Annotated in this window: 28 protein-coding genes; 13 read left to right on the forward strand and 15 right to left on the reverse strand. The window is 64.1% G+C overall.

The window, feature by feature from the left end:
* Positions 1–101 precede the first annotated feature (101 nt).
* The 5 genes from NLY44_RS31145 to NLY44_RS31165 are packed head-to-tail and all read right to left on the reverse strand — an operon-like array spanning position 102 to position 4,825.
* A complete protein-coding gene (locus NLY44_RS31145) occupies positions 102–1,397 on the reverse strand; it encodes an NAD(P)/FAD-dependent oxidoreductase (RefSeq protein ID WP_023804432.1) in 1,296 nt (431 codons plus the stop codon).
* A complete protein-coding gene (locus tag NLY44_RS31150; RefSeq protein ID WP_023804431.1) occupies positions 1,394–2,377 on the reverse strand; it encodes a branched-chain amino acid ABC transporter permease in 984 nt (327 codons plus the stop codon). The genes NLY44_RS31145 and NLY44_RS31150 overlap by 4 nt, the downstream gene beginning before the upstream one ends.
* The gene (locus NLY44_RS31155; protein ID WP_023804430.1) at positions 2,374–3,282 is read right to left on the reverse strand and encodes a branched-chain amino acid ABC transporter permease; all 909 of its coding nucleotides are present in this window, start codon (positions 3,280–3,282) and stop codon (positions 2,374–2,376) included. Before NLY44_RS31155 ends, NLY44_RS31150 begins: the two co-directional genes overlap by 4 nt.
* Positions 3,279–4,028, reverse strand: a complete 750-nt coding sequence (locus NLY44_RS31160) for a branched-chain amino acid ABC transporter ATP-binding protein (RefSeq protein ID WP_023804429.1) — start codon at positions 4,026–4,028, stop codon at positions 3,279–3,281. The genes NLY44_RS31155 and NLY44_RS31160 overlap by 4 nt, the downstream gene beginning before the upstream one ends.
* Positions 4,025–4,825, reverse strand: a complete 801-nt coding sequence (locus NLY44_RS31165; protein WP_023804428.1) for an ABC transporter ATP-binding protein — start codon at positions 4,823–4,825, stop codon at positions 4,025–4,027. The genes NLY44_RS31160 and NLY44_RS31165 overlap by 4 nt, the downstream gene beginning before the upstream one ends.
* A gap of 124 nt (positions 4,826–4,949) precedes the next feature.
* Here NLY44_RS31165 and NLY44_RS31170 point away from each other — a divergent pair, with 124 nt between their 5' ends.
* From NLY44_RS31170 to NLY44_RS31195, 6 genes are all read left to right on the forward strand, one after another.
* Positions 4,950–5,672: a GntR family transcriptional regulator gene (locus NLY44_RS31170; RefSeq protein ID WP_023714897.1), complete on the forward strand. Its 723-nt coding sequence runs from the start codon at positions 4,950–4,952 to the stop codon at positions 5,670–5,672.
* Position 5,673: 1 nt separating this feature from the next.
* Entirely contained in the window at positions 5,674–6,162 is a 489-nt protein-coding gene (locus tag NLY44_RS31175) for a DUF3830 family protein (RefSeq protein ID WP_023714896.1), read from the forward strand.
* Positions 6,163–6,516, forward strand: a complete 354-nt coding sequence (locus NLY44_RS31180) for a TIGR04076 family protein (protein WP_023682686.1) — start codon at positions 6,163–6,165, stop codon at positions 6,514–6,516.
* Positions 6,513–7,568, forward strand: a complete 1,056-nt coding sequence (locus tag NLY44_RS31185) for an aldo/keto reductase (protein WP_023804427.1) — start codon at positions 6,513–6,515, stop codon at positions 7,566–7,568. The genes NLY44_RS31180 and NLY44_RS31185 overlap by 4 nt, the downstream gene beginning before the upstream one ends.
* A 109-nt stretch (positions 7,569–7,677) precedes the next feature.
* A complete protein-coding gene (locus NLY44_RS31190) occupies positions 7,678–7,980 on the forward strand; it encodes a hypothetical protein (protein ID WP_348524308.1) in 303 nt (100 codons plus the stop codon).
* Positions 7,981–8,016: 36 nt separating this feature from the next.
* Entirely contained in the window at positions 8,017–9,276 is a 1,260-nt protein-coding gene (locus NLY44_RS31195; RefSeq protein WP_023704754.1) for an ABC transporter substrate-binding protein, read from the forward strand.
* An 81-nt stretch (positions 9,277–9,357) separates the two neighbouring features.
* Here the strand turns inward: NLY44_RS31195 and NLY44_RS31200 are convergent, their stop codons facing one another.
* The 10 genes from NLY44_RS31200 to NLY44_RS31245 form a co-directional block, all read right to left on the reverse strand.
* Complete coding sequence (locus tag NLY44_RS31200) at positions 9,358–10,380, reverse strand: LacI family DNA-binding transcriptional regulator (protein ID WP_023804426.1); 1,023 nt, start codon at positions 10,378–10,380, stop codon at positions 9,358–9,360.
* The gene (locus NLY44_RS31205) at positions 10,374–11,165 is read right to left on the reverse strand and encodes a transporter substrate-binding domain-containing protein (protein WP_023695228.1); all 792 of its coding nucleotides are present in this window, start codon (positions 11,163–11,165) and stop codon (positions 10,374–10,376) included. The genes NLY44_RS31200 and NLY44_RS31205 overlap by 7 nt, the downstream gene beginning before the upstream one ends.
* 17 nt (positions 11,166–11,182) lie before the next feature.
* The gene (locus NLY44_RS31210; protein ID WP_031201213.1) at positions 11,183–12,103 is read right to left on the reverse strand and encodes an isoaspartyl peptidase/L-asparaginase; all 921 of its coding nucleotides are present in this window, start codon (positions 12,101–12,103) and stop codon (positions 11,183–11,185) included.
* A gap of 2 nt (positions 12,104–12,105) precedes the next feature.
* Positions 12,106–12,840, reverse strand: a complete 735-nt coding sequence (locus NLY44_RS31215; protein ID WP_023682682.1) for an amino acid ABC transporter ATP-binding protein — start codon at positions 12,838–12,840, stop codon at positions 12,106–12,108.
* 1 nt (position 12,841) lies between these two features.
* Positions 12,842–13,513 (reverse strand): amino acid ABC transporter permease, encoded by a 672-nt coding sequence (locus NLY44_RS31220; RefSeq protein ID WP_023804425.1) that lies wholly within the window; start codon positions 13,511–13,513, stop codon positions 12,842–12,844.
* Positions 13,513–14,184, reverse strand: coding sequence for an amino acid ABC transporter permease (locus NLY44_RS31225; RefSeq protein WP_023804424.1), 672 nt, complete (start codon positions 14,182–14,184; stop codon positions 13,513–13,515). The genes NLY44_RS31220 and NLY44_RS31225 overlap by 1 nt, the downstream gene beginning before the upstream one ends.
* Positions 14,185–14,546: 362 nt before the next feature.
* Entirely contained in the window at positions 14,547–15,641 is a 1,095-nt protein-coding gene (locus tag NLY44_RS31230) for an alcohol dehydrogenase family protein (protein ID WP_023804422.1), read from the reverse strand.
* An 11-nt stretch (positions 15,642–15,652) separates the two neighbouring features.
* Positions 15,653–17,032, reverse strand: coding sequence for an aspartate aminotransferase family protein (locus tag NLY44_RS31235; protein ID WP_023686964.1), 1,380 nt, complete (start codon positions 17,030–17,032; stop codon positions 15,653–15,655).
* A 30-nt stretch (positions 17,033–17,062) separates the two neighbouring features.
* Positions 17,063–18,556 (reverse strand): NAD-dependent succinate-semialdehyde dehydrogenase, encoded by a 1,494-nt coding sequence (locus NLY44_RS31240; RefSeq protein WP_023804421.1) that lies wholly within the window; start codon positions 18,554–18,556, stop codon positions 17,063–17,065.
* Positions 18,557–18,685: 129 nt separating this feature from the next.
* Complete coding sequence (locus NLY44_RS31245) at positions 18,686–19,177, reverse strand: Lrp/AsnC family transcriptional regulator (RefSeq protein ID WP_023804420.1); 492 nt, start codon at positions 19,175–19,177, stop codon at positions 18,686–18,688.
* 82 nt (positions 19,178–19,259) lie between these two features.
* Between NLY44_RS31245 and ehuR the strand changes: the two genes are divergently transcribed.
* The 7 genes from ehuR (at position 19,260) to eutB (ending at position 25,773) form a co-directional block, all read left to right on the forward strand.
* Complete coding sequence (gene ehuR, locus NLY44_RS31250; RefSeq protein WP_023804419.1) at positions 19,260–20,645, forward strand: MocR-like ectoine utilization transcription factor EhuR; 1,386 nt, start codon at positions 19,260–19,262, stop codon at positions 20,643–20,645.
* Between the two features lie 123 nt (positions 20,646–20,768).
* Complete coding sequence (ehuA, locus tag NLY44_RS31255) at positions 20,769–21,554, forward strand: ectoine/hydroxyectoine ABC transporter ATP-binding protein EhuA (RefSeq protein ID WP_023682675.1); 786 nt, start codon at positions 20,769–20,771, stop codon at positions 21,552–21,554.
* Positions 21,555–21,617: 63 nt separating this feature from the next.
* Positions 21,618–22,469 carry an ectoine/hydroxyectoine ABC transporter substrate-binding protein EhuB gene (gene ehuB / locus NLY44_RS31260; RefSeq protein WP_023682674.1) on the forward strand — a complete coding sequence of 284 codons (852 nt, stop codon included), beginning with the start codon at positions 21,618–21,620 and terminating at the stop codon, positions 22,467–22,469.
* A 205-nt stretch (positions 22,470–22,674) separates the two neighbouring features.
* Positions 22,675–23,334 (forward strand): ectoine/hydroxyectoine ABC transporter permease subunit EhuC, encoded by a 660-nt coding sequence (gene ehuC / locus NLY44_RS31265; RefSeq protein WP_023682673.1) that lies wholly within the window; start codon positions 22,675–22,677, stop codon positions 23,332–23,334.
* A complete protein-coding gene (ehuD, locus tag NLY44_RS31270) occupies positions 23,334–23,993 on the forward strand; it encodes an ectoine/hydroxyectoine ABC transporter permease subunit EhuD (RefSeq protein WP_023709687.1) in 660 nt (219 codons plus the stop codon). The genes ehuC and ehuD overlap by 1 nt, the downstream gene beginning before the upstream one ends.
* An 8-nt stretch (positions 23,994–24,001) precedes the next feature.
* The gene (gene eutA, locus NLY44_RS31275) at positions 24,002–24,781 is read left to right on the forward strand and encodes an ectoine utilization protein EutA (RefSeq protein ID WP_023804418.1); all 780 of its coding nucleotides are present in this window, start codon (positions 24,002–24,004) and stop codon (positions 24,779–24,781) included.
* A gap of 5 nt (positions 24,782–24,786) precedes the next feature.
* Entirely contained in the window at positions 24,787–25,773 is a 987-nt protein-coding gene (gene eutB / locus NLY44_RS31280; RefSeq protein WP_023804417.1) for a hydroxyectoine utilization dehydratase EutB, read from the forward strand.
* Positions 25,774–25,902 lie beyond the last annotated feature (129 nt).

Raw genomic sequence — 25,902 nt, forward strand, 5'->3', positions numbered from 1 at the left:
GATATCCTCCTGGGCCGCCACGGTCATCGATTGCGGAAGGTGTGGCGGTCCTTTTCGGGTCGCTGTGAGCGCGCCGGCAGGAGGATCACCTGGCTTGGCTGTTAATCCAGCCGGTCGCGCAGGATGCTCCAGGGGAGCAGCATATTCGGTGCATAGCGCACGAGGTTGTGCAGCGGGATCGGCGCTGGCGGTGCGAAGGGGAGCGGCAGATATCGGGCGTCCGTTCCGCTCGCCCAGTCCGCCAGCACTTTGCCCATTACCGTGGTCATGGCGATGCCGCGGCCGTTGCAGGCGAAGCCGGCGATCAGGCCCGGGCCGAGGTCGATGAGGCGCGGCAGGAAATCCGGCACCACCGCCGCCACGCCTGTCCAGCTGTAGGCAAGCGGCGGCAGGTCAGGCAAATCGAGATGCCTGGCGAGCCGTCGCCAGATCGTTTGCGGCATGCGCGTCTCAGCGCCGGCTCCGACGACATGCATGCCGCCGCTGATCAGCCGGTTCTGGCCATCGAAGCGGCACGTGAACAGGTTGCGCCTGGTGTCGCCGACGCCCTGGCCGCCGGGCAGCAGGCGCGCGCGTATGGCCCGCGACAGCGGCGCAGTGGCGATCTGGAAGACTTTCAGCGGGATATAGGTCCGCGCCAGTGTCCGGTTCAGTGCCCCGCCATAGGCGTTGGTGGCGATCACCACCTTGCCCGCACGCACGGCGCCGGATGCGGTCGTCAAGGTCCAGCCATCCGCAGCGCGGTCAATGGAAGCGACGCGCGTCTGCTCGAAGATCCGCGCGCCGGCTTTTTCGGCGGCATCGGCCAGGCTGCGCGCATACTCGACCGGATTGAGGACGCCGCCAGATCTGTCCATCCAGCCGCCGGCATAGCCGTCGATGCCGGTGAGCTCCGTGACCGCCATGGCATCGAGCGCAACGGTCGGCCTGCCCCGCGCCGCCCATTGCTCGGCGCGCGATCGCGTCTTTTCCAGCGCGGCGGACGAATGCGCCGGCTGGATCCAACCATTCTGCACAGCGTCGCATTCGATGCCGTGCCGCTTGATCAGCCCGAAGACCAGGTCGGCGCTGCCGGCGGCGAAGTCAACCAGGCGCCCGCCGCGCTCGGGTCCGAGTTCGGCGATGATGTCGTCTGGATCCCGCTTGGCGAAGTTCGGAACGACGAAGCCGGCATTCCGGCCGGTCGCACCCCAGGCAAGGAATTCGGCTTCAAGGACCGCGACCGAAAGCCCTTTCTCGGCGGCATGCAATGCCGTCGAGAGGCCGGAAAAGCCGCCGCCAACGATTGCGAGATCGACGTCGAGCCCGCCTTGCAGCGTGCCCCGGTCGCGGCGGTTGCGGCTGACGGCATGCCAGAGTGAAACGCCATGCACGTCTTGCCGGATCATGGCATTCATGGTCCGGCCTCGTTCTCGCTGGCCGCCGCCTTTGTCTGTTTGCCGGGCTTCGGCCGGCGCGGCCGGTCGCCGAACAATCCGTTAGGCCGGATCAGCAGGATGACGCAGAGCATGACGCCGATGGCGACGATCTGCAGCGAGGCCGCGCGTGCCTGCTGCTCGGGCGCAAACAGCACGCTGGTCAGCGTGCCCGACCCCGCCCATATCGCCCAGACCAGGATGCTGCCGGCAACCGCGCCGGCATTGCTGCCCGAGCCGCCGACGATCAGCATCACCCAGACCTGGAAGGTCAGGATCGGCAGATAGTTATCGGGCGCGATGAAGCCGGTGAAATGCGCCTGCAAAGCGCCGGCCAGCGCCATGATAGCGCCGCCGACGGCGAAGGCCTGGACGCGGTAGAAGCGCGCGCTCTTGCCCAGCGAAATCGCCGCTCGCTCGTCCTCGCGCAGCGCCTTGAGCACGCGGCCCCAGGGGCTGCGCGACAGGTGCTCCAGAGCGAGATAGGCGATCAGCGTCACAGCCGAAACGACGGCGAGGTTCGACAGGTTGAACAGCAGCGGCGTTTCGGCAAGGCCGCCGAACGGGCGCGGGATGAAACCGATGCCGAACGGGCCGCCGGTGAGTTTCTGCGCGTTGAGCACGACCAGCTGCACGACGACGGCGACGCCGAAGGTGGTGATCGCCAGGTAGTCGGATCGCAGACGCAGCGTGGCCATGCCGGTAAGTGCTGCGGCGATACCGCCGACGACCATGGCGCCCGCCCAGCCGACCAGGATCGGCAGACCGAAGCCGCCGAAGCGCGCGGCATCGTCCGGGGTCGTCAGCAGCGCCGATGTATAGGCGCCGATGGCGACGAATCCGGCAAGGCCGACATTGAAAAGGCCAGTCAGCCCCCACTGCAGATTGAGCCCCAGTGTGACCAGCGAACAGATCAGTGCGGTGGTCAGGAAGAAGGCGCCGTAGCCGAGCAGGTCCATCAGCGTTCCCTCACACCAAACAGGCCGATCGGCCGAACGAACAGCACCGCCATCAGGATGATGAAGGAGATTGCGGCGCGCCATTCGGCGCCGATCAGCTGCACCGCACCGGCTTCGGCAAGACCGATGATCAAGCCGCCGAGCACAGCGCCCGGAATGCTGCCGATGCCGCCGAGGATGGCTGCTGCAAACATCGGCAGCAGCATGTCGAAGCCCATGAACGGGCGGATCTGCACCAGAATGCCGATCATCACGCCGGCCACGCAGGCCAGCGCCCCGCCGATGATCCAGGTGACACGCACAACGGAGGCAACGTCGATACCGACGATGCGGGCCAGCGCTGCATTCTGGCTCAGCGCCTGCATGGAGCGGCCGGTCTGCGTGCGTGTCATCAACAGATGCACGCCGAGCACCAGCACGGCCGTCAGCAGCAGAAGCGCGATCTGATCGGGCGTGATGCGGATGCCGAAGCCGACCGGCATGGCGATCTGGATCGCGCGGCTGAAATAGGTCGGCCGTGAGCTGAAGGTGAATTCGAGCAGGCTGCGCAGCGCCATCGAGGCGCCGAAGCTCGCCATCACCACGATGATGGCTTGCCCCTGCGAGCGCAGCCGCGAAAACAGCACCTTGTCGAGCAACAGCGCCAGCAGGGCGGTGAAAGTCATGCCGACAAGCAGCGCAACCAGCAGCGGCCAGCCGAAGGACAGCGGTCCAATGGGCGCCACCTTGCCGAAGATCGCGCCGATGGCGCTGACGACGGCGAGCGTCGCATAGGTGCCCCAGGCCATGAAGTCGCCATGGGCGAAGTTCGAGAAGCGCAGGATCGAGTAGGTCAGCGTCACGCCGATGGCGCCAAGGCCGATCATCGAGCCGGTCAGCAGCCCATCGACGACAAATTGCAGGCTCATGCCGCGCCTCCCTTGCCGACGGGGGACGGGCGTTGGCCGAGATAGAGTTCGGCGACGACAGGATCGTTCCACAGTTCGGAAGCAACGCCCTCGTGCCGGTCCTTGCCGTCGACCAGCACATAGGCGCGGTCGCCGATGGCAAGCGCTGCCTTGGCGTTCTGTTCGACCAGCAGGATGGTGACGCCGGACCTGCGGATGCCGGCCAGCATCTCGAACACCGTCGATACGAATTTCGGCGACAGGCCGGCCGACGGTTCGTCGAGTACCAGCACCTTGGGATGGACGATCAGGGCGCGTGCGACGGCGAGCATCTGCCGCTGTCCGCCCGACAGATTGCCGGCGGCGGTGCGGCGCTGGCGGACGAGGTCGGGGAAGGCCGCATACATTTCCTCGATGCGGGCAGGGATTTCGCGTCGCTCGAGGATGCCGCAGGCGACTTTCAGATTGTCCTCGACCGACATCAGCGGAAAGATGTTCTCCGTCTGCGGTACGAAGGCGAGGCCGAGCCGGACCATGGTGTGGGCGGGCGCGGCGGTTATGTCCTTGCCGTCCAGGAACACCGCGCCGCCGGTGATCGGGACAAGGCCGGCGATCGCCTTGATGAAGCTCGACTTGCCGGCGCCGTTGGGGCCGAGCACGACGACGATCTCGCCCTTGCCGACGGTGATCGAGGCGCCGCGCACGATCGGCACGCCAAGCTCATAGCCGGCCTCGAGATTGCGGACGTTGAGGACAGTTTCGCTCATGCCGCACCTCCGAGATAGGCCTCGATGACGCGCGGGTCGCGGGCGACCTCTTCCGCCGTGCCTTCGCTGAGCAACTGGCCGCTCGCCATGACCAGCACGCGGTGGCAGAGCCGCGTCACCATGTCGATATTGTGCTCGATCAGCAGGAAGGTGATGCCGCGCGCGTTGATGCCGCGGATACGGTCGATGATGATCTCGAGCAGCGTCGCGTTGACGCCGGCCGCCGGTTCGTCGAGCAGGATGATCGCCGGATCGGCCATCATGACGCGGGCGAGTTCGAGCAGCTTGCGCTGGCCGCCGGAAAGCACGCGTGCCGGCTCGTGCGCGAGATGGGTGAGAGTGACCAACTCCAGCAGCTCGAGCGCCTTTGTCCTGGCAGCCCTTTCTTGTGCTGCGACCCGCCAAGGCGTGACGAAGTTGGCGAGCAATTTTTCGCCGGCTTGGCCCTGTGCCGCCAGCATGATGTTTTCGATCAACGTCAGATTGGGCAGCGGGCGTGGGATCTGGAAGGTGCGTCCAAGACCACGGCCGATACGCAGATGAGCGGCTTCGCCGGAGACGCGCGTGCCATTGAGCAGAATGTCGCCGCTGGTTGGCAATATGCTGCCGGCGAGCAGGTCGAACATGGTCGTCTTGCCGGCTCCATTGGGTCCGATCAGGCCGAGGATTTCGCCCGCTTTGACATCAAACGAGACATTGTCGACGGCGACAAGGCCGCCAAAACGCCTGATGACGTTTCGTGCCGTCAGAACCGGCGCACGGGTCTCCTGCCCTTGGCGCTGCGCTGCATCGCTCATCAAACCCTCTGGCCGAAGACGATCGTTGTCGCCTCCTGATTTTTGATTTGTGATCACACTTGCGTTGATCACGCTATTCGGCTTTAATTTCATTCGCAAGCCGAAAACGGGGCAAATGCCGGTAATGCAGAAGGCTGCCATCGAAAAGAACAACGAGACGATCGCAGCCCAGCTTACGCCGGTCGGCCGCGAGACCGTGCAGGATCGCGTCTATTCCGAGCTGCGCCGTGCCCTGATCGGTGGCCTTTTCGAGCCGAACCAGGTGCTGACCATCCGCGGTCTTGCCGATGCGCTGGTCACCTCGACCATGCCGGTACGCGAAGCGCTTGGGCGGCTGATCACGGAAAAGGCGCTGGAGGCGCTGCCCAACCGCTCGGTGCGCGTGCCGCCGATCACGCTGGAGCGCATCGACGACCTCCTGCGTGCCCGCTCCCTCATCGAAGGCGAAGCGATCGCGCTTGCGGCCAGGCGCATGAGCCCGCGCCAGATCGCGTCGATCGAAGCCATGCTGGGCGAGTGGGACGAGATCCGGGCCCTGAAGCACAAGAAGGATATCGATCGCGAAGCGACGCTCAACCAGAGCTTCCATTTTGAGATCTACCGCTGCTGCGGCTCGGCTGTCCTGATCCCGATGATCGAAAGCCTCTGGCTTCAATCTGGACCCTGCATCCGCGTCGCCATCTATGCCTTCTCCGAGGCCGGCGAGGTCGATACCGCCCACTATCACCGTCGGATTGTCGCGGCACTTGCCAAACAGGATGCGCAAGCGGCGCGCGAGGCGCTGGTGGCCGACATCAGCCGCCCCTTCGCCTTCTTGCGCGACAAACTTCAATCGGCGAAGGATTGACATGACCAAGCCCGCCATCAGCATCACAGAACCACGCTCGAAGCTTTCCGTGACGGCGCTGCTATTGCCCGAAAAGGCGCCGGAGAATGCCGCCTTCCTGCTGGCGTATCTGGCGCAGCCACGCATCATCCCAGGCATCCATGCGATGTGGACAGGACCGGAAATCTCGTGCCCGGTTCCGTCAGCCGATCTCCACGGCCAGGCCTATGCCCAGTCTTTGCCACCGGAGAATGCAACGCTGACGCCGCAGCCCGGCGATATCGTGCTGTCCTATGTGCCGCCACGCGTGTGGGGCGGCAATCCCAATGCCATCTTCGATATCGGCCTGTACTACGGGCAGGGGGCGCGGCTGCTGTTCCCGATCGGCTGGCTGGCCGGCAGCGTGGTCGCGCAAGTGCTTGCCGGAGAGCGCGATCAGTTTGCCGCCGCCTGCGGCGTCATCCGCCGCAACGGCGCCTGTGACATCACCTTCAGCCTGGTGGAGGCCTGAATGGCCGACGACAGTTTCGAACTCTTCGATCTGCGCGTCGAAGCGGTCATCCCCGAGGGCAAGCCGGTCTATTGCGGCGCCAGGGCCGGCGACTATTTCGAACTCAAGGGCGAAATGCTGTCGCTGCCGGCGGGGCAGGGTTTTTCGATTTATTCGATCTCCGCCGTGTTGCCGCTCCTGGCGGCAAAGCAGCGCCCGACGCATGCAAATGACTGGATGACCTCGGATGCCGAGATCGCCTGTCCCGATCCCAATTGCGCCAGCCGGCTGCGGATCGTCAGGCTGGCCAAGCGGCGGTTCAGCCATGCCCAAACCACGGCTGTGCCGCTGCCGAAGGAGACCGACAAAAGATGAGCGCCAGGACCGTCGAACTCAGCCCCGGCTATACGATCTCGCGCGTCATCCGCGGCGGCTGGCAGCTGGCCGGCGGCCATGGCGCTATCGACCGCAGGCAGGCCGTGACCGACCTCATCGCCACTTTCGATGCCGGCATCTGGACCTATGATTGCGCCGACATCTACACCGGCGTCGAGGAACTGATCGGCGCCGCGCGCCTGCGGCTGGCGCGCGATCGCGGTCTCGATGTTGCGGCCAGGATGAAGGTGCACACCAAGCTGGTGCCGGACCTCGAACGACTGGCAAGCATCAGCCGCGACTACATCAGGGGCATCGTCAATCAGTCGCTTCGCAGGCTGAAGACGGAGCGGATCGATCTTGTGCAGTTTCACTGGTGGGATTATGACCAGCCTCGTTACGTCGAGGCGATGGGTTGGCTCGACGAGCTTCGGCTGGAAGGCAAGGTGCGCAATCTCGGCACCACCAATTTCGATACGCCGAGGCTAGCCGAAATCCTCTCCGCGGGCATCCCGCTGGTCAGCCAGCAACTGCAATATTCAGTGCTCGACCAGCGGCCGGCAAACAGCCTTGCGGGCCTTGCCGCTAAGAACGGTGTCCGCTTCCTCTGCTACGGCTCGGTGGCGGGCGGCTTCCTCAGCGACAAATGGCTTGGCGTGGCCGAGCCCTCCACGCCGCTCGAAAACCGCTCGCTGGTCAAATACAAGCTGATCATCGACGACTTCGGCGGCTGGGAGCTGTTCCAGTCCCTGCTCAAGGCGCTGAAAGCGGTCGGCGATCGCCACGGCGTCGACATCGCCACCATCGCCTCGGCATGGGTGCTCGAGCAGCCGCAGGTCGCGGCCGTCATTGTGGGTGCGCGCAACCAGGCACATGCGCTGGCCAATACGAAAATCATGGACGTCGCGCTCGACGCCGACGATCGCGCGCGGATTGCTGCCGCCATCGCACAAGGCACCGGCCTCGCGGGCGATGTCTATACGCTGGAGCGCAACCGTCATGGCCGCCACGGCTCGATCATGCATTACAACCTCAATGCGGGGAAGAAATGAGCGGAGAGCCTTCCCTTTTTTCGCGTGCCAGCGCTGAAATCATCGACCTGCATCGCTTCTTGTCGCCGCGCGAGCCGACGCTGTGGAGTTCGGCCGCTTCGAGGCTGTCATGGGCGAAGGCCTCACCATGGTGGCGCCGAATGGCCAGATCCTCGATCGCGACGCGGTCGTAGATCATGTCCGGACAAGCCGCGCCACTTGCGACGACGGTTTTTCCATATCGATCGAGGATATCAGGCCGGGTTGGCAGGACGCGGACACGATCGTCATCTTCTACATCGAGGCGCAACTGCGCGCCGGCAAACACAGTCGCCGGCAGTCCAGTGCGGTCTTCACCACCAGTTCATCGGCACCAAACGGCGTCGAATGGCGGCATCTGCATGAGACCTGGCTGCAGGCGCCGGAAGGCTGAACAGGCAAAAGTTCAAACAAGAAAAGGGGAACGGCAATGAAGAAGACGATACTTCAAATCACCACAGCACTGGCTCTCGTGACGATGGCCGGCGCCGCACACGCAGCGGACTGCAAGATCACCGTCGGCCTGGTCATGGAGCTCACCGGTCCGGCCGGCGAATACGGCCAGGCCGGCGCGAAGTCCGTCGAAATGGCCTTCCGCGACATCAATGAAGCCGGTGGCGTACGCGGCTGCGATCTCGCAACCGACACGCGCGACAGCCAGAGCCAGGGCAATATCGCGGTCGATGCCGCGACCCAGCTGGTACAGGTCAAGAAGGTGCCGGTGATCATCGGCGGCATCATCTCCTCGGTGTCAATCCCGATCCTGACCTCGGTCACCGGGCCGGCCAAGATCGTGCAGGTGTCGCCGGCTTCATCCTCGCCGACGCTGACCGCCCTTGGCCGCGACGGCAAGACCAACGGCATCTTCTTCCGCACCATCACGTCGGATGCGCTGCAAGGCGTGGCCGCCGCCAAATACGCCATCGACAAGGGCTTCAAGAAACTGTCGATCATCCATGTCAACAACGACTTCGGCGTCAACATGGTGGCCGAATTCTCGCGTGCCTACAAAGCGCTCGGCGGCACCATCGTCTCCGACACGCCCTATAATGAAAAGCAGTCGAGCTATGCTTCGGAAGTGACGGCGGCGATGGGAGGCGAGCCGGACGGACTCTACCTCGTCAGCACGCCGGTCGACGGCGCAACGGTCGCCCGCACCTGGATATCGCAGGGCGGCGTGCAGAAATTCCTGCTCAATGACGGCATGAACAGCCCGGACTTCATCGAATCCGTCGGCGCCGATTATCTCAAGGATGCTTATGGCACCTCTTCCGGCACCAGCCCGACGGCCTCCACCGACTACTTCCTCAAAAACTACAAGGAGTTTTCGGGTATCGAGCCGTCGAACCCGGCAGCCGACCGTTCCTATGATGCCGGCGCCATTGTCGGCCTCGCCATTGCCATTGCCGGCTCCGAGGATCCAGCCAAGATCAAGGATGCCATGTACAAGGCGGTCGATCCGGCCGGCACACCGATCTTTGCAGGCAAGGATGAATTCGCCAAGGCGCTCGGCCTGATCAAGGATGGCAAGCCGATCCGCTATGAAGGCGTCATCGGTCCGGTCAGCTTCGACAAATATGGCGACATCACCGGCCCGTTCCGGTTGTGGAAGATCGTCGACGGCAAGGTGACGACGGACGGTGAAATGACAACCGACGACGTCAACGCGCTGCAGGCGAAATTGCAGTAGGCGCTGGTACATTGTCCGGCGCGATCGCCGTTCGATCTCTGGGAGATCGACGCCGGACAAGCAGTCCAACATCGGCGCTAGTTACGCGGTCAAGCGCGAAATCAGCCGGGTCAATATAACGACAGGCGGCTGGCCGGGCATGAAGACCTGCGGATTGGAGAGGGCCCCGACGATATGACCCACATAGTCTGATTTGTCGTAGCCGATTGACGATATCGGGTAGGCGTCGAAATTGGTCAGGGACACATTGTCGAAGCCATAGAGGCGGAAGCGGCTGGGCCGGTTGTCGGGGAAATCCGCCCGGCAGACATCCAGAACACCCATGGCCATCGCGTCGGACGTACAAAAGACCGCATCTGGACAGCCGCGTCCCGTCAGGCCGGCGGCTGCCGCATAGCCCGACTCGTAGGAATAGTCTCCCTGGACCGTCTGCAGCAGTTCAATTCCATGATGCCGGAACGCTCCGAGGTAGTGGCCGATGCGCAGCTGTTCGACTCGCGAGGACGAACGGCCGGTCAGCAGGCTGGCCGTGCGCGCGCGCTTGGCCGCCGCATCCGCCACGGCCTCGGCGATGCCGACGCCTTCATCGGGAATGACGGTGGGTGACTGGTCGTCATGCAGTCCGTTCAGCATGATGACCAGGTCCGAGCGAAACATGCGCCGCACCGTCGCTGCATCGGCAAAGTCGGAGAACACCACGGCGGCATCGACATGATAGGCAACGCCGTTGCGCAGAAAATCCTCGACCCCTTCCGCCGAGCCGATGCGGATGAGGATGACCTGCTTGCCGATCGACTGGATCGCGTCGAGCAGCCGGTCGAACAGGTCGAGATCTGAAAGGTCGTGAATGTGGTTGACCACGACGGCAACCAGATTGACGGTCTTGGTGGTCAGGCTTTGCGCCAGGAGATTGGGTTTGTAGCCGAGCTGCGCGGCGGCCTGCACGACACGTTCGCGTTTGTCCGCCGAGACCGGTCGCGGTCCGCTCGACAGCGCACGGCTGGCCGCGGCACGCGACACGCCTGCCAGCCGCGCGACATCGGCGATCGTTGCGACGGCGCCTCGAGTGTGCGCCGATCGGTTACCGGTAGTGGGTGTCACCACAGCGGGTTGAGCGCCGGCGGGTTGGAGTCCGGCCCCCACCACTTCTTGTAGGTCGTCTCATAGGTGCCCGACTGGATGAAGTCGGACACGAACATGTCGAGCCAGCGGACGAATTCGGGATCGCCCTTGGCGACCGCGATGCCGATCGGATCGTTGGAATAGAGGCCAGGCAGCGTCACCAGGCTCGGTGTCTTGGTCGCGAGGTAATCGAGCAGCGAGGAATCCTCGATCGCCGCATCGACGCGCTTCTGTTGCAGCTGCAGAACCCCGTCGGGCGCGAACTGGTCGACATAGACGAGCTCTGCTTCCGGCACGGCCGCCTTGAGGAAGGTTTCGCCCGTGGTGCCGCGGCCGACGACAACCTTCTTGCCGGCGAGCCCCTTGAGGTCGGTTATCCCGGCATCCTTCTGGACGATGACGCGCAGCCCGGCCCGGTTGTAGGGGATGGTGAAGTTGACGGTCTTGGCCCGCTCGAGCGTTGCCGAGGTGTTTGCGACCGCGACATCGATCTGTCCCGACACCAGCATGGAAATACGGGCATCGCCCGAGACGTCGACGAACTCGACCGGCACCCCGAGCTTTTGCGCCAGCAGCGTCGCGACATCGACATCGTAGCCGACAGGGTTGTTTTGTGCATCGCGAAAGCCGATCGGCTCGCCGCCGAGCGATACGCCGATGCGAATGGTGCCGCGTGAGCGGATGTCGTCAATCATGCCGGCAAGGGCTGGAAATGCCGAACCGGCCACGATGGCCAGCGCGGCGAAGGCACGCAGTACGGTTTTCATGGTTCCTCTCCTTATTTTCAAGTGACGCGTCTTGCCGCCCGCAATTCGGGTGCGGACATGGAATCCTTCCAGAGCCAGTAGCGGACCTCGCCCTCGCATCTGAAATTCACCACCTCGTGGTTCTGCTCGGCGTCGACGGCGTGGATGACCACTCCGGCCAGGAAGCCGGTGTCGAGTTCAGCCAGTTCCTCGACCGCCAGCGCGACCGCATCCGACAAGGATCGGCCAAGCTTCATGGCCAGCACGACGGTCCGTGCGGTGGCGCAGCGCATCGTCATCTCGCCGGTATGGGTGCACGCCGCCGCGCCATAGCGGCTGTCGGCGTAAAAGCCTGCGCCGGGAATGGGAGAATCGCCGAGCCGGCCCGGATATTTCCACGCCCAGCCCGAGGTCGAAGTCGCGGCATGGATGCCGCGCCGCGCATCCGCCGACAGGAAGACGGTGGTGTCGCGGACGCGCTCGGGATCGGTTATAGTACGGCTGAGCGGCGCCAGATCGATATTGGGGAATTTCGCCAGCTGTTGCGGTGTGAGTTCCTGTTGCAGCCGCTCCCACCAGACGCGCCTGGAGTCCTCGAACAAGGCTTCGTCTTCGGCAAAACCGATTTCGCTGGCAAAGCGCCGCGCCCCTTCGCCGGTCAGCATCACATGCGGCAGGCGCTTCATCACCTGCTGCGCCAGGGCAGCGACCGCCAAGGTCCTTGGCACAGCGCCGACTGAACCGACCTCTCTTGTATTGCCATCCATGACGCCGGCGTCGAACTCCATCTCGCCCAGCATGTTCGGCCAGCCGCCATAGCCGACGCTGCGAACCTTGACCTCTTTCTCCACCATGCCGATGCCGGCAACCATCGCGTCCAGGCTGACGGCGCCATCGCGCAGCATTTGCACCGAGGTCTCGAATCCCGGCCATGCTTCGTTGTTGGCTAACAGCAGCATTCCTAGTCCTTGCGCATCCTGGAGAGAAACTGCGCAACCCGCGGCTGCGCCCGGCCGCCGTCCGCGGCGAAGAAACGATCCGTCGGCAGATCGACCACCAGCCTGCCCTTGTCGAGGAAGACGATGCGGTTGGAAATCTCGCGCGCGAATTCGATCTCGTGGGTGACGAACAGCATGGTCGTGCCTTGCGCGGCGAGATTAGCCAGGATGGCCAGCACCTCGGCCGTCATTTCCGGGTCGAGCGCACTGGTCACTTCATCGAGCAGCAGATAGCGCGGCTGCATGGCGAGCGCCCGGCAGATGCCGACACGCTGGCGCTGCCCGCCCGACAACTGCGCCGGGTAGGCGTTGGCCCGATCGGCAAGGCCGACGGACTCGAGCAGCTTGCGCGCCAGCGCCTCGGCCTCAGGGCGCGGCATCTTCAGCACCTCGATCGGGGCGAGCGTAATGTTCTGAAGCGCGCTCATATGCGGATAGAGGTTGAACAGCTGGAAGACGGTGCCTGAGCGCTTGCGCGCCTCGGCCAGCTCCTTCGGCTTGCTGACATCGAAATCGTCGACCGTGATGCGCCCCGACTTCAGCTTTTCGAGGCCGTTGATGCAACGGATCAATGTCGACTTGCCGGACCCTGACGACCCGAGGATCGAGACCACTTCGCCGGGCGCGATCGTCAGGTCGACGCCGTCCAGCACAGTGACCTCGCCGAACGCTTTGTGCACGTTTTCGATCTTGAGCATGTTAAAGCCCCCGCCAGGCGCTGTGCGCCCGCAGGCGGTTTTCAAGACGCTCGCCAAGCAGGGCGACCAGCTTTGCCGCGCCATAGTAGAGCAGCCCGACGACGGTCCAGACCACGAACGGCTTCAAGGTTCGCATGTTGAGGATGTGGCCAATCTTGGTCAGGTCGACGACGCCGATGACAGAAATCAGCGACGTCACCTGAAGCTGGTTGACCAGCAGCGCGACGAGCGGGCCGACCGCGAAGGCGGCAGCCTGGGGCGAAACGATATGGCGCAGGACCTGCCACCGGGTCAGGCCGAAGACACGCGCGGCCTCGACCTGCTCGCGTTCGATCGACTCGATCGCCGAGACCGCGATGACATAGACGAATGCCGCGGTGTTCGCCGACAGAGTGATGGTCGCTGCGGTGACCGGCGTCACCCTTATATGCAACAGCGCCGGCAGGCCGAAGAACGCCAGGAACAGCTGAACCAACACCGGCGAGTTCTTCAACAGCTCCGACAGGAAGGTGACGACCTGGGCCAGAACCGGCACACGGTAGAACCGCACCAACGCCCAGCTCAGGCCAATCAGCAGTCCGATCAGAGAGGTGACGAGAAACAGCGCGATGTTGGTGCCGAGACCTTGCGCCAGCAGGATCAGGTCGTAGGAGGTGAAGTCGCTGAACCGCATCAGTCGACCGCCTCCATCATGTCCCGATTGAGATGGCGGTGGAGCAGGGTGACGCCCAGCGAGACCAGATAGGTCAGGGCCGCATAGGCACAGAGCAGCACCATATAGACCTCGAAGGGCCGATAGGTCTGCGAGACGACGATCTGGGCTGAGCCGGTGAGCTCGTTGAGAGTGATGGTCGAGAGGATCGAGGACGTAAGGATCATGTTGATGAGCACGGATCCGAGCGGTCGCACGGAGGTGCGCAGCGCAATCGGCAGCACGATGCGGGTGAAGATCTTGCGCCTGGACAGGCCGCTCACTTCAGCGGCGTCGATGATGCCCTGGTCGATGGCGAGGATGCCGGCGCGAATGATGTCGGAGGCATAGGCGCCGCCGGCAATCGAAAGCGCCACGACGCCGGTGGTGAAGGCATCGATGTAAATGCCGAGCTCGGGCAGGCCGTAATAGAAGAAGAACAGCTGGACGATGAACGGCACATTGCGGAAGAGATCGACATAGACGAAGGCGATCCGTCGAAGCAGTGCCGAGGCGGAGGTGCGTGCGATCGCCACCATCGCGCCCATGACGACGCTTCCTACCAGCGACAGCGCGCAAGCCGCGACCGTGAGTTCGGCGCCGCGCGCCAGAAAACCCAGATGCGGGAGCAGAGTGGACAGATCGAAATGCACCGGCGGTCCCCAGTGAAACCGGTTTCACTCTTTTGGCTTTCGCCTCGTCTGTCAAGATGCAGGGTCTGGTTGCCGGCCTGTGGCTTGCATTCGTTGCGATGATTCCGGTTCGCCTCATGCGCGCTATGTCTCAAGCGCCGGCAATTCGCCGCCGGCTTTCAGCTCGAGGACGCCGCCTATGCCAGCCGCGCGTCGCTGCGATGGCGGCTGGGGCGGCGCCCTCGGTTTGCCGATCCCGGCGCCGGCGTCGGATTCGGCTACGTCACCAACCGCATGCTGGGTTTCGACGACGTCGATCCACGCCGCAAGGTATTGATTGATGCCGTTTACGACGCGCTCTGACGTAGGAGCGTTGGGAGCCGTTATGCGCGGATGTTCCACATGGCGTCCGGCACAACCACCAGCTTGCCGACGAAATCCTTGGCGATGAAGTCGGCCTGCGCCTTGTGGAAATCGGACAGTTTGTAGACACCGCCGACCAGCGGCCGGATTTTCTTCGCTTCGATGTATCCAATGATGCGGCGGAAGTCGGCGCGCGTGCCCTGGCTCGATCCGTGCAGTTGCAGCTGCTTCAGATACATGGTCCGGAGATCGAGCTGCACAACCGGACCGGCAATCGCGCCGGCGGTGGTGTAACGGCCTTCAGGTCGCAGGATGCGCAGCAGGTCGTTGAAGATCGCGCCGCCGACGAGATCGGCGACCACATCGATCGGCTGGCCGCCAGTGGCTTCATTCACGGCGGCGGGAAGATCGGCAACCCCACGGGTAATAACCGCTTCGGCGCCGATGTCGCGCACCGCCTGCTCCTTGCCCTTGCCGACGACAGCGTAGGGAACGGCGCCGCGCGCCCGCGCCAGCTGCACGATGCCGGAACCGACGCCGCCCGAGGCGCCGGTGACCAGCACGCGTTCGCCGGCTTGCAGCCCGGCGCGCTCCAACATCTGCTCGCCGGTGAGGTAGGCGCAGCAGAAGGTGGCGAGTTCGACGTCGCTCATGTCAGTATCGACGACATGCGCATTCTCGCCCGGCACCGTCTGGTACTCGGCGTACCCGCCGTCGCGACCGTGGCCCATATAGTCGATGTCGGCGAGGGAATCGTCGTCGCGGTTGTAGATCGAAAAATCGACCATTACCCGTTCGCCGATACGGCCCGGGGAAACGCCTTCGCCGACGGCAGCGATGGTGCCGACCGTGTCGGTGCCCTGGATGCGCGGGAAGGTAAGCGTGTTGCCTTGCCGCCGCCACGTCGACACGGCGGCAGCGTCCTCCTCCGTGCCATAGGCGCCCTGGCGTACCCAGACATCGGTGTTGTTCATACCGCAAGCGCTGACCTTAACCAGCACCTCGCCGGCGGCAGGCACAGGCACTTTCACATCGCTGCGATAGACGAGCTTTTCCGGTCCGCCATGCCCGGTGAGCAGCACGGCGGCCATGGTGGCGGGGAGGGTCTTGGTCATGGGGGTCGATCTCAGAGATTGGAAAACACGCTGTTGACGGCATCGGCGGTTTTCGAAACGACGATGTCGGCTTCCTCACGCGTCAGGCAGAGCGGCGGCGCGAAGCCTAGTATGTCGCCCTGCGGCATGGCGCGGCCGATGACGCCGCTGGCGGCAAGTGCTGTCGCCACTTGCGGCCCGATCTTGAGCGAGGCGTCGAAGAACACCCGGTCGTCCTTGTCGGCGACAAATTCGACCGCCGCCAGCATGCCATCGCCGCGCACGTCGCCGACGTGTCTGTGCCCGCCGACAGCCTTGGTCAGTTCGGCGCGGAAATAAGCGCCGGTCTCACCGGCGTTCGTCACCAGGTCCAGTTCGTCGATCAGTTCGAGATTGGCGACACCTGCGGCGACGCAGATCGGATGCGCGGCATAGGTCCAGCCATGGCCGAGCGAACCGAGCTTGTCGGAGCCCTGCACCAGCACCTGCCACATCTTGTCGGCAACGATGACGCCCGATAGCGGCGCGTAGGCCGAGGTCAGCCCCTTGGCGATGGTGATGAGGTCCGGCTTGATGCCGTAATGGTCGGAGCCGAACATGGTGCCGAGACGGCCGAAGCCCGTCACCACCTCGTCGGCGACCAGCAGCACGTCATACTTCTTCAGCACCGCCTGGATCTTCTCCCAGTAGCCGGCCGGCGGCGGCACGATGCCGCCAGTACCGAGGATCGGCTCGCCGATGAAGGCGGCGACGGTTTCGGGACCTTCGGCCAGGATCATCTCTTCCAGTCTGTCGGCGCAATGCTGCGAGAACTGCTCCTCGCTCATCGAGCGGTCGGCGCGGCGGAAATAGTAGGGCGCTTCGGTGTGGAGGACCGGCGCGCGCGGCAGGTCGAAGGCGTTGTGGAACAGGTCGAGCCCGGTCAGTGATCCCGTCATCACGCCCGAACCGTGATAGCCGCGCCAGCGCGAGATGATCTTCTTCTTCTCCGGCCGCCCAAGCACGTTGTTGTAGTACCAGATCAGCTTGATGTTGGTCTCGTTGGCATCCGAACCCGAGAGGCCGAAATAGACCCTCGACATGCCCTTCGGCGCGCGGTCGATGATCATCTTGGCCAGTGTGATCGAAGCCTCGGTGCCGTGGCCGACATAGGCGTGGTAATAGGCGAGGTTCTTCGCCTGGGTGGCGATGGCATCCGCGATCTTTTGGCGGCCATAGCCGACATTGACGCAATAGAGACCGGCAAAGGCATCGATGCTCTTCTTGCCATTGTTGTCCCAGACGGTGACGCCTTCACCGCCGGCCATGATGCGGGTCGGGCTCTCGCCCCGCGCATGCGTGCCCATATGGGTCGAAGGATGGAAGAAATGGTCGCGATCCCAGGCGTTGAGTTCGTTGGATTGGTCGAGCATTTTTGACTCCTTGAGAAATCCGGGTGAGGCCTAAGCCACATCTAAACAGAGATATTTGAGATCGGTGAAAGCTTCGAGCCCGTGGCGCGAGCCTTCGCGCCCGATGCCGGATTGCTTGACGCCGCCGAAGGGGATCGGCGCTCCGGTGATCTTGACGCGGTTGATGGCGACCATGCCGTAGTCGAGCGCGCGGCCCAGGCGCTGCTGGCGGGCGCCGTTCTCCGTAACGACATAGGCGACCAGGCCATATTCTGTGGCGTTGGCACGGGCGATCACTTCGTCCTCACTGTCGAACGGCGTGACGGCGGCGACCGGCCCAAAGGTCTCCTCGCGCATGATCAGCGCTTCGTCGGGCACGTCGGCCAGCAGCGTCGGCTGGTAGAACAGCGGCCCGGCCTGATGCCGCTTGCCGCCGGTGAGACAGCGCGCGCCACGAGCGATGGCATCGGCGACCTGCTCTTCGACCTTTGCGACGGCACGCTCATGCATCAGCGGCCCGATGTCGATCTTGTCGGTAAGGCCGTTGCCGGTGCGCAGCGCCTCGGTACGCCTGGCAAAAGCGGCGCAGAAGCGATCGTAGATGGGGCGCTGGACGTAGATGCGGTTGGCGGCGAGGCAGTCCTGGCCGGAGGTGGCGAATTTGGCATCGATGGCGATGCTCACCGCCTTGTCCAGATCGGTATCGGCAAAGACGATCAGCGGCGCATGGCCGCCAAGCTCCATCACCAGCCGCTTCATCGTCGGAGCACTCTGGGCGGCGATCAACCGGCCGATCTCCGTCGAGCCGGTAAAGCTCATGGCGCGGACGCGCGGGTCTTCGCACATGCGGCCGACGATGATTGCAGCCTTTCCGGTGATGACGTTGAAGACACCGGCGGGGATGCCGGCGCGCTCGCCGAGTTCGGCCAGTGCCAGCGCCGACAGCGGCGTCTCGGATGAAGGATGCGCGACGATGGTGCAGCCGGCGGCAAGGGCGGCCGCCGCCTTGCGGGTCAGCATGGCCGCCGGAAAATTCCAGGGCGTGACGACGCCGACGACACCGAGCGGCTCGCGCCGCACCATCATCTCGGCATTCGGCAGATGGCTGGTGACGCTCTCGGCGTTGAGGCGCTTTGCCTCTTCGGCATACCATTCGACGAAAGAGGCGGCATAGTCGATTTCGCCGAGCGATTCCTGCAGCGGCTTGCCCTGTTCCAAAGTCATCAGCAGAGCGAGATCGTCTTTCGCACCTATAATCAGCTCGAACCATTTTCGCAGAATTCTGGACCGCTCCTGCGGCAGCAGTGACCGCCAAGTCGGGAAGGCACGCGCGGCGGCACCGATTGCCCTTGTCGTTTGCTGCGCATCGAGCGCGGCGACAAACGCGACCGTCGCGCCTGTGGCCGGATCGGTGACTTCAAAGCTTTCGGCCGCTTCGCTCGCGGTCCAATGCCCATCGACATAGGCAAGCTCGCGCAGCAGCCGGCGGTCGGAGAGGCGGTCGAGCGCCTCATGGCGATGCGAGCGGGCAAAATGCGCGGACATGGTCGAGGCCTCCCGGTTCGGACGATGCGGGAAGACTATCGGTCACATGCAGACAGAGAGACTGTTTCGACGCCCTGAAGGAGAGAGAGTCTCTCTATTGTGCCGTCCCGACAGACATTCTCTCCGGGCTTATGCCGACGCCGGCAACAGGTCGGCTATCGGTAGCACGATTTCGTCCTTCACCGTCCTGGTGACGATGTAGGTGAAGTAGCGGTCGATGCCGATCTCGCGCTCCAGCAAGCCGTCGACCAGCCGCTGATAGGCGTCGATGTCGCGCGCCATCACCTTCACCACATAGTCGACGCCGCCGCCAACCGACCAGCAGGCGACGATCTCGGGGATGTCGCGGATGACGCGTTCGAAGCGGTCGAAATCGGCCTGGCGATGGCTGGCCAGCGTCACCTCCATCAGCACCGTTGCGACCGGCGCCACGACGCGCATGGCGATCCTTGCGTGATAGCCCGAGACGATGCCGGCCTTCTCCAGCTTGCGCAACCGCATCCAGCACGGCGTCGGCGACAGCCCGACCTGTTCGGCCAGCGCCAGCTTGGTGATGCGCCCGTCGCGCTGGATGACGTCGAGTATCCTGAGGTCGATCGCGTCGAGTTTCGCTGATGTCATCGGCGTCCGCTTTTTGTCGGCATCACCATGACGGCGCATTATTTCGATTGTCAATTGCACTGATTTCGATCTCTAATAAGTCATGACATTATGGCAACCCGACCCCGCGCTCCTCCGCCGGCCAGCCTATCAATCGCTGGCCGACCAGTTCGCGCGCGCCATTCATGACGGGCGGCTGGCCAATGGCGCGCGGCTGCCGACGCATCGCCGGCTGGCCGACGATTTAAAACTGTCGGTGCAGACCGTCAGCCGCGCCTATGAGGAACTGATCCGGCGCGGCCTCATCTCGGGCGAGATCGGCCGCGGCAGCTTTGTCCAGACGCAGCGCCGTGAACCGGAGCCGCCCTATCTGCCGGAGCGCCTCGGCGAGGTCATCGACCTATCGATCCTGAAGCCGGTCTGCGAGCCGATGCATCTGGAGCGGCTGAAGCAGGCGCTGGGCTGGCTGGCCGAAAACCTGCCATCGAGTTCGGCGCTGTCGTTTCGGCCCAACATGGTGTTTCCGCGCCACCGCGCGGTGGCGGTCGAATGGCTGAAACTGTGCGGGCTTAACGTCTCCGCGCAGAACATCAGCCTGACCAACGGCGCCACTGCTGGGATGACCGTAGCGCTGATGAGCGTGGCGCCGCCGGGCTCGACCGTCGCCACTGAGGCCATCGGCCACCACACGCTTGTGCCGCTGGCGCGCTATCTCGGCTTCAACCTGGAAGGCCTGCCGATCGACGGCAATGGCCTGATCCCGGAGGCGTTGGACGAGGTCTGCCGGCTCACCGACATTCGCGCGGTATTCGTGCAACCGTCGGTGATCAACCCGACGGCGACGCTGATGGACGCTCGGCGGCGCGAAGAGATCGCCGCGGTCGCGCGCAAGCACGACATCGCCATCATCGAGAACGATGTGCTGGGTCCCTTGGTCGAGGACCGGCCGCCGCCGGTCGCGGCTTTCGCACCGGAGCGCACGCTCTATGTCACGTCCTTCACCAAGATCACGGTACCTGGCCTGCGCATCGGCTACCTCGCTGCCCCCGACCGTTATGTCGCGGCGGTGGCCAACCGGCATCTGGTGTCGAACTGGATGGCGACGCCGCTGGTGGCCGAGATCGCCACCAAATGGGTGACCGACGGCACGGCGATGGAACTCGTTCGCTGGCAGCGCGCGGCATTGCGCCGCCGCCAGGACATCGCAGCCGAGGTGCTGGGCGGGGTTGGTTATCGCGCCAGGCGCGACGGGCTGCATGTCTGGTTGCAACTGCCCGCGGACCGTGCCGAGGAAAGCTTCGTCGCCCAGGCCCGCCTGCAAGGCGTGGCGATCGCGCCCGGCACCTCCTTCCGCATCTCGGATGCGCCCTGGCATCCGGCGGTGCGCATCTCGCTAGGCTCGACCACCGAGGGGGAACTGCGCGCCGGCTTAGGCGTTGTCACCAAGCTGCTGCTTGGCGATCCGGAGCATCTGCTGCTCGCTATCTGAGCGGAAATTGCCCTGAAATCATGCACGCCGGAAATATTGTCATGATTTTATTTTCCCAATTGACATGATTTGGCGCGTTCCGCATCGTTAAGGGCACAGGCTTCTCCAGCAGGGGAAATTCATTTGTCCTCACCCATCATCAAGGTCGACGCCATTTCGAAGAGCTTCGGCTCGTTCAAGGTACTGGACGGCCTGTCGATGCAGGTCATGCCCGGCGAGAAGCTGGCGCTGATCGGCCCGTCCGGCTCGGGCAAGACGACGATCCTGCGAATCCTGATGACGCTGGAGAAGATCGACGGCGGCCATATCCAGATCGATGGCGAGCAGCTCTATCACATGGAGCGCAACGGCCAGCTGCTGCCCGCCGACGAGCGGCACCTGACCAAGATGCGGCAGAAGATCGGCATGGTCTTCCAGCTGTTCAATCTGTTTCCGCACAAATGCGTCATGGATAACGTCACGCTGGCGCCGATGCTGACCAAGGGCACGCCTCGCGCCGCCGCTGAAAAGCGGGCCATGGAACTGCTCGACATGGTCGGCATGGCCGACAAGGCGAAGTCGATGCCGGCGCAGCTGTCCGGCGGCCAGAAGCAGCGCGTGGCGATTGCCCGTGCGCTGGCATTGTCGCCGAAGATCATGCTGTTCGACGAGGTGACGTCGGCCCTCGATCCGGAGCTGGTCGAGGAGGTGATGAATGTCATGCGCAAGCTCGCCGCAGAGACCGACATGACCATGCTGCTGGTCACCCACGAGATGGGCTTTGCCCACGACTTCGCCGACCGCGTGCTGTTCTTCGACCGCGGCAAGATCGTCGAAGAGGGCAAACCAGACGAGATTTTCCGCCATCCAAAGCAGGAGCGCACGCAAGGCTTCCTGAAGAAGATCATCGCAGCCGGACATCGTGTCTGACCGCTTTGCGGGGCGGAAGACCGCCCCAGACAAAACCAAGAAGACAACAAGGAGTTGGGAACAATGAAGAAACTTGGCATTCTGGCCGGCGTCGCCGGTCTCGCACTGACGGCGGTGCTCGCCGCGTCGAGCACCGGTTCGGCCGATGACAGCAAGCTCGAGCAATTGAAGGCGCAGGGCTTTGCCCGCGTCGCGATCGCCAACGAGCCGCCCTATACGGCGGTCGCCGCCGACGGCAAAGTTTCGGGTGCGGCGCCCGACGTGGCGCGCGAGGTCTTCAAGCGTCTCGGTGTTGCCGACATCGTCGCTTCGATCTCCGAATATGGCGCGATGATCCCCGGCCTGCAGGCCGGCCGCTTCGACGTCGTCACCGCCGGCCTGTTCATGAAGCCGGAGCGTTGCGCGGCGGTCGTCTATTCCGAGCCGGTGCTGTGCGACGCCGAGGCGATGCTGGTGAAGAAGGGCAATCCGAAGGGCTTCAAGAGCTACGAGGACGTCGCCAAGGACACGTCAGCCACCATCGGCGCGCCCGGTGGCGGCACCGAGGAGAAGCTGGCGCTCAACGCCGGCGTGCCGCGCGAGCGCGTCATCGTCGTGCCGGACGGCCAGAGCGGCCTGAAGATGCTGCAGGACGGCCGCATCGACGCCTATTCGCTGCCCGTCCTGTCGATCAACGACCTCGTCAAGAAAGCCAACGATCCGAACCTCGAAGTCATCGCCCCGGTGGTCGGCGCGCCGGTCTATTGCGACGGCGCCGCCTTCAAGAAAGGCGATGAGGCCCTGCGCGACGCCTTCGATGTCGAGCTCGCCAAGCTGAAGAAATCCGGCGAGTTCGCCAAGATCATCGAGCCCTACGGCTTCTCGGCCGCAGCCGCGATGTCGACCACGCGGGACAAGCTCTGCGCGGCGAAATAGCGCCGTTTTGCCTTCTCCCTGTTCACGGGGAGAAGGTGGCCCGAAGGGCCGGATGAGGGGCGGCGCCAGGTTCTGAGAATTTAGCGCTGCCCCTCATCTGCCTGCCCGTCCTCCGCAGCAGCTGCGCTGCAGCTTCGGAGGGTGGACTGGCATCTTCTCTCCGTGAACGGGGAGAAGGAAGCTAACCGCCAACGTTGGAACCCGAATGACCCAGTGGTCCGGCTACCTCGGCCTGATATTGCAGGGAGCGCTTGTCACCATCGAGCTGACGCTGATGGGGTCGGTGCTCGCCCTGATCATGGCCTTCCTCGCCGGCATGGGCCGCGTGTCGCGCTTCTTTGCTCTGCGCTGGCTGGCAACCGTCTATATAGAATTCTTCCGCGGCACCTCGATCTTCGTGCAGCTGTTCTTTGCCTATTTCGTGTTGCCGTTGATCGGCCTCGAACTGACCCCGCTGCAGGCGGGTGTGCTGGCGCTGGGCCTCAATGTCGGCGCCTATGCGGCCGAGGTGGTACGCGGCGCCATCCAGTCGGTCGGCCGCGAACAATATGAGGCCTGCATCGCGCTCAACCTCGGCCGCTGGCAAGGCATGCGCCATGTCATCCTGCCGCAGGCGCTGCTGATCATGCTGCCGACCTTCGGCAACAATGCCATCGAACTGCTCAAGGCGACCTCCGTGGTGTCGCTGATCTCGCTCGCCGATCTCACCTTTCAGGCGCAGGTCGTGCGCTCGCAGACCGGCAACACGCTGGCGCCGTTCACCACCATCCTGATCATCTATTTCGCCCTGGCGCTGATCATCTCCTGGGGCGTGCGTTCATTGGAACGCCGCATGGCGCGCGGCCTCGACGGGGTGCGCGTCTGATGGATTGGGACTGGAACTTCGTCTGGGAGATCCTGCCGACGCTGATCCAGGGCGTGAAGATCACCATCCTGGCAACGCTGCTCGGCTCCGTGCTGGCCGCTGTCGTGGGTCTGGGCATCGCGCTAGCACGACGCTCGCCCAACAAGGCGCTGTCGCGCACCGTTGGTTGGGCGGCCGAATTCATCCGCGGCACGCCGCTTCTGGTGCAGCTCTATTTCATCTTCTACGTGCTGCCGGATTTCGGCATCCTGTTGCCGCCGCTGGTCGCCGGCGTTATCGGGCTCGGCCTGCACTACGGCACCTACACGGCGGAAGTCTATCGCGCCGGCATCGACAACGTGCCGCGCGGCCAGTGGGAGGCGGCCAAGGCCTGCAATCTGAGCGCCACGCAGACCTGGACCAACATCATCATTCCGCAAGCGATCCCACCGATGATCCCGGCGCTGGCCAATTATTTCATCGCGATGTTCAAGGAGACACCGCTGCTATCGGCAATCACCGTGCTGGAGCTGATGAACCAGGCAAAGAGCGTCGCCAACACCTACTATCGCTACATTGAGCCGATCACGCTGGTCGGCGCTTTCTTCCTCGTCATCAGCCTCTTCTCGGTCGTGCTGCTGCGCTGGCTGGAACATCGCTACGGCAAGATCGAAAGGTAATTTTCAAGATGAAACCGCTGCCCGAAATCAGGCTGATGCCGACAAGGCCGGCGCTCGATGCGCGCCCGCTGGAAAAGCGCGTCGGCCTGATCATCCTTGCCACCGACCACACCAGCGAACCGGATTTCCGCCGCATGGTGGCGAGCGAGCGCATCGGCGTCTATGTCGCGCGCATTCCCTACAAGAATCCGACGACGCCGGAAAACCTTCGCAAGATGCAGCCGGAGCTGGCGGCGGGCGCCGCGCTGATCCTGCCAGACGAGCCGCTCGACGCGATCTGCTACTCCTGCACCTCGGCCTCGGTGGTGATTGGCGACGCCGAGATCGAGGCGGCGATCCAGTCTGCCAAGCCGGGTGTTCCTGTGGTCACGCCGCCCATGGCAGGCGTGCGCGGGCTGAAGGCGCTGGGTGCCAAGAAGATCAGCATCCTCACCCCTTACACCGTAGAAACCTCCAGACCGATGGCGACGTATTTCGCCGAGCGCGGCTTTGAGATCGTCAGCTTCACCTGCCTCGGCTTCGAGGACGATCGCGAGATGGCGCGCATTGCGCCGGCAGCGATCGTCGACCTAGCTCGTGAGGCGACGCATGCGCAGGCCGATGCACTGTTCGTGTCCTGCACCGCATTGCGCGGAGCGCTCGCGGTTCCCGGCATGGAACAGGCGATCGACCGCCCGGTCGTCACCAGCAATCAGGCCAGCGCCTGGAATTGTTTGCGGTTGTGTGGCGACGGGACGTCGCATCCCGAATTTGGCCGTCTGATGACGCTGCCTTTGCCGCGCGATTGACGATCATGACGACAGTCACCCTTAACGATATTCGTGCCGCCCGGGAGCGAATTGTCGGCAAAATCGAACGCACGCCGACAGGGTTATCTCACAGCCTTTCCGAACGACTGGGCATCCCCGTCCACCTCAAGCTTGAACACCGCCAGACCACCGGCAGCTTCAAGCTGCGCGGCGCCTCGAATGCCGTTGCTTCGCTGAGCGCCGAGGAGAAGGCGCGCGGCGTGGTCGCGGCGTCGACCGGCAATCATGGCCGTGCGCTGGCCCATGCTGCGAAGCTCGAAGGCATGCGTGCGGTGATCTGCATGTCGCGACTGGTGCCGGGCAACAAGCTCGACGAAATCCGTCGGCTTGGCGCGGATGTCCGCATCATCGGCAACAGTCAGGACGAGGCGCAGCAGGAGGTCGAACGGCTGGTGGCGCAGGAGGGACTGGTGATGCTGCCGCCCTTCGACCACCCGGCCATCATCGCCGGGCAAGGCACGCTCGGACTGGAGATGATCGAGCAGGTCCCGGATGCCGCTCTCGTCCTGGTGCAACTCTCCGGTGGTGGACTCGCCTCGGGCATCGCCGCCGCCGTCAAGGGCGTCAGCCCCGGGACAAAAATCATCGGCGTTTCGATGGCGCGTGGTGCTGCGATGAAGGCGAGCCTGGATGCCGGTCGCCCGGTCGAGGTGGAAGAACTGCCGACGCTGGCGGATTCGCTCGGCGGCGGCATCGGTCTCGGCAACCGGCTGACCTTCGCCATGTGCCGCGATCTGCTCGACGACGTCATCCTGCTCAGCGAGGACGAGATCGCCGCCGGCATCCGCCATGCCTATGAACAGGAGCGCGAGATCGTCGAAGGCGCCGGAGCGGTCGGCATCGCTGCGCTACTCGTCGGCAAGGTCAGGGCGACCGGGCCGGTGGTCGTTCTTCTCTCGGGCCGCAATATCGACATGAACACGCATCGCAAGATCGTCTGCGGTGACGCAATCGCGGAGCGCGCGGCATGAAAACTCTCCCACGCCGAATTCCCGCCCACCCCCCTCTGTCCTGCCGGACATCTCCCCCGCAAGGGGGGAGATCGGCAGCTTCGATGCGGTCGCTATTCTTGCTGCGCTGGAGATTGGCGAAGGCAGGAG

The sequence above is a fragment of the Mesorhizobium sp. C089B genome (genome assembly GCF_030323125.1).
Lineage (GTDB): Bacteria > Pseudomonadota > Alphaproteobacteria > Rhizobiales > Rhizobiaceae > Mesorhizobium.